Raw genomic sequence first — 7,263 nt, 5'->3', positions numbered from 1 at the left:
GTGCCTGTTTCAGGATGCCAATGATCTGCTCTTCGGTGAAACGTCTCGGCTTCATGTCTAGTCTCCTTTTGGAGTTTCTAGACCGAAATCACTAAGTTTGCAATGGAACAGTTTCAGGGGATAAGGTCAATTCGTTTTTTAGACCATGGTCACATATTTACTCAGCGTATCGAGCGTTCCCATATAAAGCATGACCCCGGCAGCTATAAGCAAGACACCGCTGACGACGGATGCCGCCCTCATGACACGGTGCGTTCTCCTGAAAAAGGAGATGGCTGTGTTTATTGCGAGGGATGTGATCAAAAACGGTATGCCGAGGCCAAGTGCATATGCCGACAACATTACCATACCCGATGCAACGGAATGGGCGGTGCTGGCATACACCAGTATCGATCCCAGGACCGGCCCGATGCACGGCGTCCAGCCTGCGGCAAAGGCCACCCCCACCAGAAAGGAACCGAAGAGGCCCGCAGGTTTGTTCCGCAGATGCAGCCTTTTTTCCCGGGAGAGCAACCCTATCTTCAGGACACCCGCTATGTACAGTCCCATAACTGCGATCAACACGCCCCCGACCTTCCTGATGGGCTCCTGATACTGGGAAAGCAGCTCGCCGAGAAAGCTCGAGGACGCGCCGAGGAGGATGAATACCAGCGAGAATCCGGCTATGAAGAACAACGAGTTTTTGAGGGTTGCCTTCATGATCTTACCCCTGTCCTGCTCACCGGTCAGTTCTTCGAACGACATACCGGTAATGAACGAGACATAGGAAGGGATAACCGGTATAACGCACGGAGAAAAAAACGACAGGAGCCCGCCGCCGAAAGCCATGAGTAAAGAGATGTTTTCCATACCCCCTCCTAGTTCTTGCCTTTCAAGGCATTTTCAACATCGCTCTTCATGCTGTTCTCGAAATACATCCCCATGATCTTTTTGATGATCCTGCCGTCTTTGCCGACCAAAAATGATACGGGAATGCTGGAGACGTTTCCGTAATCACTGATCACGTTATCATTGGCCATGGCCACAGGGTACGTCATCTTCATTTTCTCGATAAAGGAAGGAGAAACATCGTCAAGGGCGATGCCGATAACTGCAAAGCCCCTATCCTTGTACGATAGGTACGTCTTTTCAAAGTCGGGAATCTCCATCCTGCAAGGGGGGCACCAACTGGCAAAGAAATTGACGAGGACGACCCTGCCTTTGAGATCGGATAGGCGGACATTCTTGCCGGCCAGGGTCTTAAGGGAAAAGTCGGGAGCTGTTTCGTGCGCCGACGGCCTGCTTCGCGCAAACGCGAACCTGCCGTGAATGGCCGGAAACAGGCAAATGCCTGCTGCCAGCACAATAATAATACGTATCATCTTTTCTTTTGCCTTCATCGGAGACTCCTTTGATCATTGGGTCGTTATGGGGAATGGCCGGCGAAGGCCAAGCAATCAAGCCGTCATCCCCTCCAACGGCCTTCCGGCCGCTCGCCATTCCGCTACCCCTCCATGCAGCCGCTTCGCCTGAAATCCTGCTTTCTTCAACAAGTCCACCGCCTTGACCGAGCCGACGCAGAAGGGGCTGCGGCGGTAAATTACGATGATCTTATCTCGGGGCAACTCCGCCAGACGGGCCTCAAGCTCATCGAACGGCATGGACCGCGCCAGGGGGAGGTGCCCTGCTTCAAACTCGCTGGCGGGGCGGATATCCAGGAGCAGCGCGTCTCCGGCGCGTACCATATCAAGGACATCTTTTCCAACCACCTGCTCCATCAGGACATCCTCTTGGGCATATTCGCGCATCATCTCCCGCACCTCCGGGATTTCCTCCATGCCGAAATCCCGCAATGCCATCCACAACCGGATCGCCGAATTGCTGGTCAATGAACAATACACCTTCCGGCCTTCACGTCGGATCTCGATCAGATGTGCCTCTCTGAGCACTTTCAGGTGCGCGCTGGTATTGGCTGCACTCTGGCCCAACTCGTCGGCGAGCTCATCGACCGATCTCGCGCTTTGGCAAAGCAGATTGATGATTTGTATGCGCTGTGGGCTGGCGAGAGCCTGCCCAACATGGGCAAACTGTTGATACAGCCGTGAAGGTAAGTTTTCCAGAGCCATGGTCAATCCTCTCGTCTGGTAATGGGGTACACCATTACGACATTTTCCAGCGCTACATCCGTCAGCGCCGATTAATGGGGCCATATGAAACAGTTTGGCGGAGTCGGTGGTTTAAGGCGTTTCATAAATCATATAATCAATTGATTATTTGAATGTCAACAAAAATATGACGGTCCTAGTCTCCCTTCACTCAGGAGAATGACAACGGCCTCAGGTGAATGGCGAAACAATTGGTGCCATTTCAGCGCCCCTGTTTCCGGGTCTGAACAAGGCTATGCTTACCGCCGACTGGGTCAGCAGTAATTCTTCTCCCGCTCTAGTGGCACTGCCGGTGGTGGCAATCTTTTTAAGAATTTACAGTTGGCGAAGTGACAATGGCATAGTTCAATCTTATTGATGTATTTTATAAATATTATTCATTTTTTATTATATTCTGTTTTGACTATAGTCTCAGCAATCAAACCGAGAAAAGGAGTTTGCTGTGAAAAGCAACAATGGCTTAAAGACAGGGTTCTGGGTACTGTTGCTGGGGTGCTGCTGGCCTGGGGTCAGCGCCCCCATGGCGTTGGTGGCCGGGATCACATTTGGCATCGTGGCCGGAAATCCCTGGGGGGCAGCCACATCCACCTGGAGCAGGCGACTCCTGCAAGCCTCGGTGGTTGGCTTGGGATTTGGCATGAACCTGCCGGAGCTGCTTCAAACCGGTAAGGATGCCTTTCTCTACACAGCCATCAGCATCAGTTTCACCATGGCAGCCGGGTATCTGCTGGGCAAGTTTTTCAGGACGCCACAACGCACCTCAACCCTGATCTCTTTCGGGACCGCCATCTGCGGAGGGAGCGCCATAGCCGCCATGGCGCCGGTAATCAAGGCAGAGGCTGAAGAGACCGGTGTTGCTCTAGCCACAGTATTTACTCTCAATTCAATCGCCTTGATTCTATTTCCTCCTCTTGGGCACCTTTTGGGAATGGGACAGCGGCAATTTGGGCTCTGGTCTGCCCTGGCTATCCACGACACAAGCAGCGTGGTGGGAGCAGCAGCAGCTTATGGCGGGCTGGCCTTGGCCATCGGCACGACGGTGAAGCTGACCAGGGCATTATGGATCATGCCTTCCGCCCTGCTTGCCGCCTGGTTCACCAAGTCGGGAGGAAAGGTAAAATTTCCTCTTTTCATCATCGGTTTTATTGCTGCCGCTACCATCAAAACAGTGCTGCCGCAACTTGACCAAGTTTGGCATCCGCTGAACAGCATCGCAAAACAGAGCCTGGTAGTGACCCTGTTCCTGATCGGCAGTGGCCTGACAAGAGAAGTCTTGGGGAGGACCGGCATCAGACCGCTGGCTCAGGGAATATTTCTCTGGATACTTGTTTCGGTGACAAGTGGGACTGCCATAATGTGCGGTTGGATTAACTGAAAACAGCACTAGAATTGAAAGGAACCTATCATGAAAAATATTGATACAATTTTGTTTGCCACAGACTTTTCAGGGATATCCGACTATGCCTTCGATTACGCCGCATCCTTGGCGGCTGTCTGCGACGCCCGCCTGGTTATTGTTCATGTCGTCACCCATCAGGTGGATTTACGGGACTTTTACGTGCCCCATATCTCCTTTGACGAAATTGATAAGGAAGTCGAGGCGGGAGCCCAAAAAAGAATGGTGGAGTTCTGTGAAAAACGGATGGGACCTTTCCCGGGGACCAAGTCATTTGTTGTGACCGGGATACCTCACGAGGAAATTTTTAAGAAGGCCGTTGAAGAGAAAGCGTCATTAATTGTCATGGGAACCCATGGGCGGCAGGGAGTCGAACACTTCATTTTTGGCAGTACAGCGGAACGAGTTGTGAAGACCGCCCCCTGCCCGGTATTGACCGTCAGACCGCCACAACAGCCTGACCAAGGGTAACGCTGAGCAACAGCCTAACTGTGCAGTCGCCACCACCTTTAGCGTACTTGAAAGGAAAGAACATCATGATCCGAGCCACATTGGTTTTCTGCTTTTTCTTTGTAACTGCTACGGCTGTTCAGGCTGCAAACAGTTGCCGTGATTGCCACGAAAACCGCATAAAGATGGAAGCCCTGGGTTATGGTCACTTCAGCGTGACACAGCAGGAGGTGGAGGAACAGAGTCACATGCCGGCCACCTGCAATGAATGCCATCTGGGTAATCCGGCTGAAAGCGACGGGAATGCCGCCCACAAAGGCATGGCACGGCTGCTCGTTGTCTCCAAGAAAGGCTTGGCGGCCGGTTCGTCGCCGCGCGCCTACCCCCTTGAGTACGGTACGAATCCAGTGAACCGTATCTCTGCGGTTGCGGACAAGGGAGGGAAGAAGGTCAAGGACGCCTCTGTGGCAGCCATCTCGTGGCACGATAAGAATCCCGGGACCTTGAGCCAAGACTTCAGCGTCATGAAAAAGACCTGTGGCGCCTGTCACGAAAAGGAGTTCGATGAGTTTTCCCGAAGCACCATGGCAACCAATGGCAAGCAGAGCCAGTACAAAGGATGGACCGATAAAAAACGCGGCCCGCACGACTGTGGCCCCTGGTTTGAAGGTAATTTCGACACCATACAGCAAAATACGGCGGTCACCATGTCACCCGAGAGCCAGCGGATCAATCAGAAAGCGTGCAACATCTGCCATGTGGGCTGTCTCGATTGTCACTTCAACCCGCAAAAGAAAAGCCCGACCGACCGGTCAAAGGGGGCGCACTCCTTTATGAAAACCCCAACATCCGAGAGTTGCTACGGTAATGGCCGGGCCTCTATCTGTCATGCCGGGCCTGAAGACCGCCGGCGTGGGGCAGGATACTTCGGCGATTCCTTCTCGTTTCCCGAAGGGAGTACGCCCGACGTTCACCTGAAGGCCAAGGTCGGCTGCCTTGATTGCCACGAAAGTTCAAAAAGTAACCAAACAGTCGGTCATGCCACGGTCAAACGTCAAGCACAGGGCTCGTGTGTACGTTGCCATGCGGAAGCGGTCAAGAGCCATGCCGCCTCGCTGCATAAGAACCTTTCCTGTGAAGCCTGCCATATCCAGAACGTGGGCGGGTATCAAGCCACCTATTGGGGACCGGGCAAGATGGCCGGCACCGCAACCACCTATTTCAAGTTCAAGGCATATTACGGCTACATGCCGGAACCGATCCTGATCAAGGACCAAAAGGGGCGCTGGATTCCGGTCAAGCCCTTCCCCATGGCGGTCATGAACCAGAAAACATCTCCATTTGTGCCGGGTCTCTATTGGCGCTTCCCGGCAGAACTGCCTGATCTGCAACGGACCGACGATGCCTGGGCCTACGTTGGCCTTTTCGGCGGCTTGCCAGACAACAACAAGGCCCTGCTTTGGATACAGATGGACAAGATGTCGCATAAGCTGGGTAAAAGCCGTTCGTGCGATTCGTGTCACACCTTGCCTGACGGTACACAGATTCAGGAGGTTACTTGGAAATATAGCGATCCGGGTGCTCTCCCTTTCAGTGGGAGCCACGAGGTGTTTGCAAACAAAGACGGTTTGTTCATCAGAAAGATGCAATCGGAGAAGATCAATTTAGAACCGGGCTATAAACTCTCGGCATTGGCCCCTTGGGCATACCTGAAAGATAAATGGCAGGTGCGTGGAGACTTTTCGCTACCTCAAATGAAGGATAGAAACATTCTTGAATCTGTGCAGAAGAACCCAGGCTCTGCACAAAAATCAGGAATCGTCCACCGATAATCTGGATGACCGTTGGACGATAGCAAACGCTTCAACCGCTGCCCGCGAGAAATGCGTCGGTAAAGGGAAAAATTAGAGGGTGCCAGGCATTAAGCCCTGCGAATTGGGCCCTTATGATCGCCATTCTTATAGTTCCAAAGCGTTGGGTAGACCACTGTGGAGGGTTCTCATGCGGAAAGTACTGCGTAACTGGCCGAAATAAATACGGACACTTATAGATTCATAAGGGACAACTAATTCAACTCCAGCGATTTTTCTTCAAGTGCTGCCAATTGCTCTCGAAGTTGTAGAATGTGTTCGCCCCAGTATCGTACAGTGTTAAACCATGGGAAGGTGTGCGGGAACATTGGATCCCCCCAGCGTCTGGCAAGCCATGCGCTGTAGTGCAGCATACGCAGGGTGCGAAAAGCCTCAATTAGGTTCAATTCACAGGAGTTGAAATCGTAGAACTCACGATATCCTTTGATCAACGTCTCCAGCTGGGCTATCTGTCGTGGCCGTTCCCCCGAGAGCATCATCCAAAGGTCCTGGACAGCCGGGGCGTTGCGGGCGTCATCAAAATCCACGAAATGCGGCGCATCGTCGCGCCAAAGTATGTTGCCGGCGTGGCAGTCGCCATGAGCACGGATGTAACTGACCGGGCCAACCTCCGCAAATTTTACCTCGATTGACCGCAAAAGCTGCTCAGTTATCGCTGAGTAACTTGCACGGTACTCAGCGGGAATGAATCGCTCGCTGATGAGTGCCACGCTCTCATGGCCAAAGCTTTTGGCGTCGAGTACCGGTCGATGGACAAAGGGGCGTACAGCCCCAATGCAGTGCATGCGGCCCAGCATGCGGCCGAGGATCAGCAGGTTGTCAAGGTTATCGAACTCGGGGGCGTGCCCACCTTGCCGTTGATAAATTGAAAAGCGAAACGCTTTGTAATGGAAAAGGCTCTCGCCGTAACTATTTCTGATTGGTGGCACCACCGGCAGTTCGTGCTCAGCCAGTTCAAAGCAGAGACTGTGTTCCTCGGCAATTTGCTCGTCACTCCATCGTCCCGGACGATAAAACTTGGTTATGAGGGGCGGTCCCTCTTCTATCCCAACCTGGTAGACCCGATTCTCATAACTATTGAGCGCAAAAAGTCGGCAATCGCAGTGAAAGCCCTGGCTTTCCACTGCGTCCATAATGAAACTGAGAGTAAGGGTTTGAAAAGGGTGTGAGCTCTCGGTCATAGTTACTCTTCTCCTGAATCTGAAACTGCTGTATCATACCACCAATAGGTGTAGGAACAAAGGAGAAGCGCAAAAGTGTTTGTGGCAGCAGTTGACCTTATCCCCTGAAACTGTTCCATTGCAAACTTAGTGATTTCGGTCTAGAAACTCCAAAAGGAGACTAGACATGAAGCCGAGACGTTTCACCGAAGAGCAGATCATTGGCATCCTGAAACAGGCAC

Annotated in this window: 7 protein-coding genes; 3 read left to right on the top strand and 4 right to left on the bottom strand. The window is 52.6% G+C overall.

All coding sequences use genetic code 11. The annotated features are described in order from the left end of the window. Positions 1–138: 138 nt before the first annotated feature. The 3 genes from F6V25_RS16865 to F6V25_RS16855 are packed head-to-tail and all read right to left on the bottom strand — an operon-like array spanning position 139 to position 2,105. The gene (locus F6V25_RS16865; protein WP_151129761.1) at positions 139–849 is read right to left on the bottom strand and encodes a cytochrome c biogenesis CcdA family protein; all 711 of its coding nucleotides are present in this window, start codon (positions 847–849) and stop codon (positions 139–141) included. An 8-nt stretch (positions 850–857) separates the two neighbouring features. After that, positions 858–1,379: a TlpA disulfide reductase family protein gene (locus F6V25_RS16860; RefSeq protein WP_151129760.1), complete on the bottom strand. Its 522-nt coding sequence runs from the start codon at positions 1,377–1,379 to the stop codon at positions 858–860. Positions 1,380–1,436: 57 nt separating this feature from the next. Further along, positions 1,437–2,105 carry an ArsR/SmtB family transcription factor gene (locus F6V25_RS16855; RefSeq protein WP_191966245.1) on the bottom strand — a complete coding sequence of 223 codons (669 nt, stop codon included), beginning with the start codon at positions 2,103–2,105 and terminating at the stop codon, positions 1,437–1,439. Between the two features lie 559 nt (positions 2,106–2,664). Here F6V25_RS16855 and F6V25_RS16850 point away from each other — a divergent pair. Genes F6V25_RS16850 through F6V25_RS16840 form a run of 3 tightly spaced genes read left to right on the top strand, consistent with a single transcriptional unit; the run spans position 2,665 to position 5,822 of the window. Then, a complete protein-coding gene (locus F6V25_RS16850; protein ID WP_246167085.1) occupies positions 2,665–3,519 on the top strand; it encodes a YeiH family protein in 855 nt (284 codons plus the stop codon). A gap of 30 nt (positions 3,520–3,549) precedes the next feature. Continuing rightward, positions 3,550–4,011: a universal stress protein gene (locus F6V25_RS16845; protein ID WP_151129757.1), complete on the top strand. Its 462-nt coding sequence runs from the start codon at positions 3,550–3,552 to the stop codon at positions 4,009–4,011. Positions 4,012–4,058: 47 nt separating this feature from the next. Further along, entirely contained in the window at positions 4,059–5,822 is a 1,764-nt protein-coding gene (locus F6V25_RS16840; protein ID WP_151129756.1) for a cytochrome c3 family protein, read from the top strand. Between the two features lie 233 nt (positions 5,823–6,055). Here the strand turns inward: F6V25_RS16840 and F6V25_RS16835 are convergent, their stop codons facing one another. Then, complete coding sequence (locus tag F6V25_RS16835) at positions 6,056–7,042, bottom strand: serine/threonine protein kinase (RefSeq protein WP_151129755.1); 987 nt, start codon at positions 7,040–7,042, stop codon at positions 6,056–6,058. Between the last annotated feature and the right edge of the window lie 221 nt (positions 7,043–7,263).

It is taken from the genome of Oryzomonas japonica (assembly GCF_008802365.1).
GTDB lineage: Bacteria > Desulfobacterota > Desulfuromonadia > Geobacterales > Pseudopelobacteraceae > Oryzomonas > Oryzomonas japonica.
This window is presented reverse-complemented; position numbering and strand designations above follow the sequence as displayed.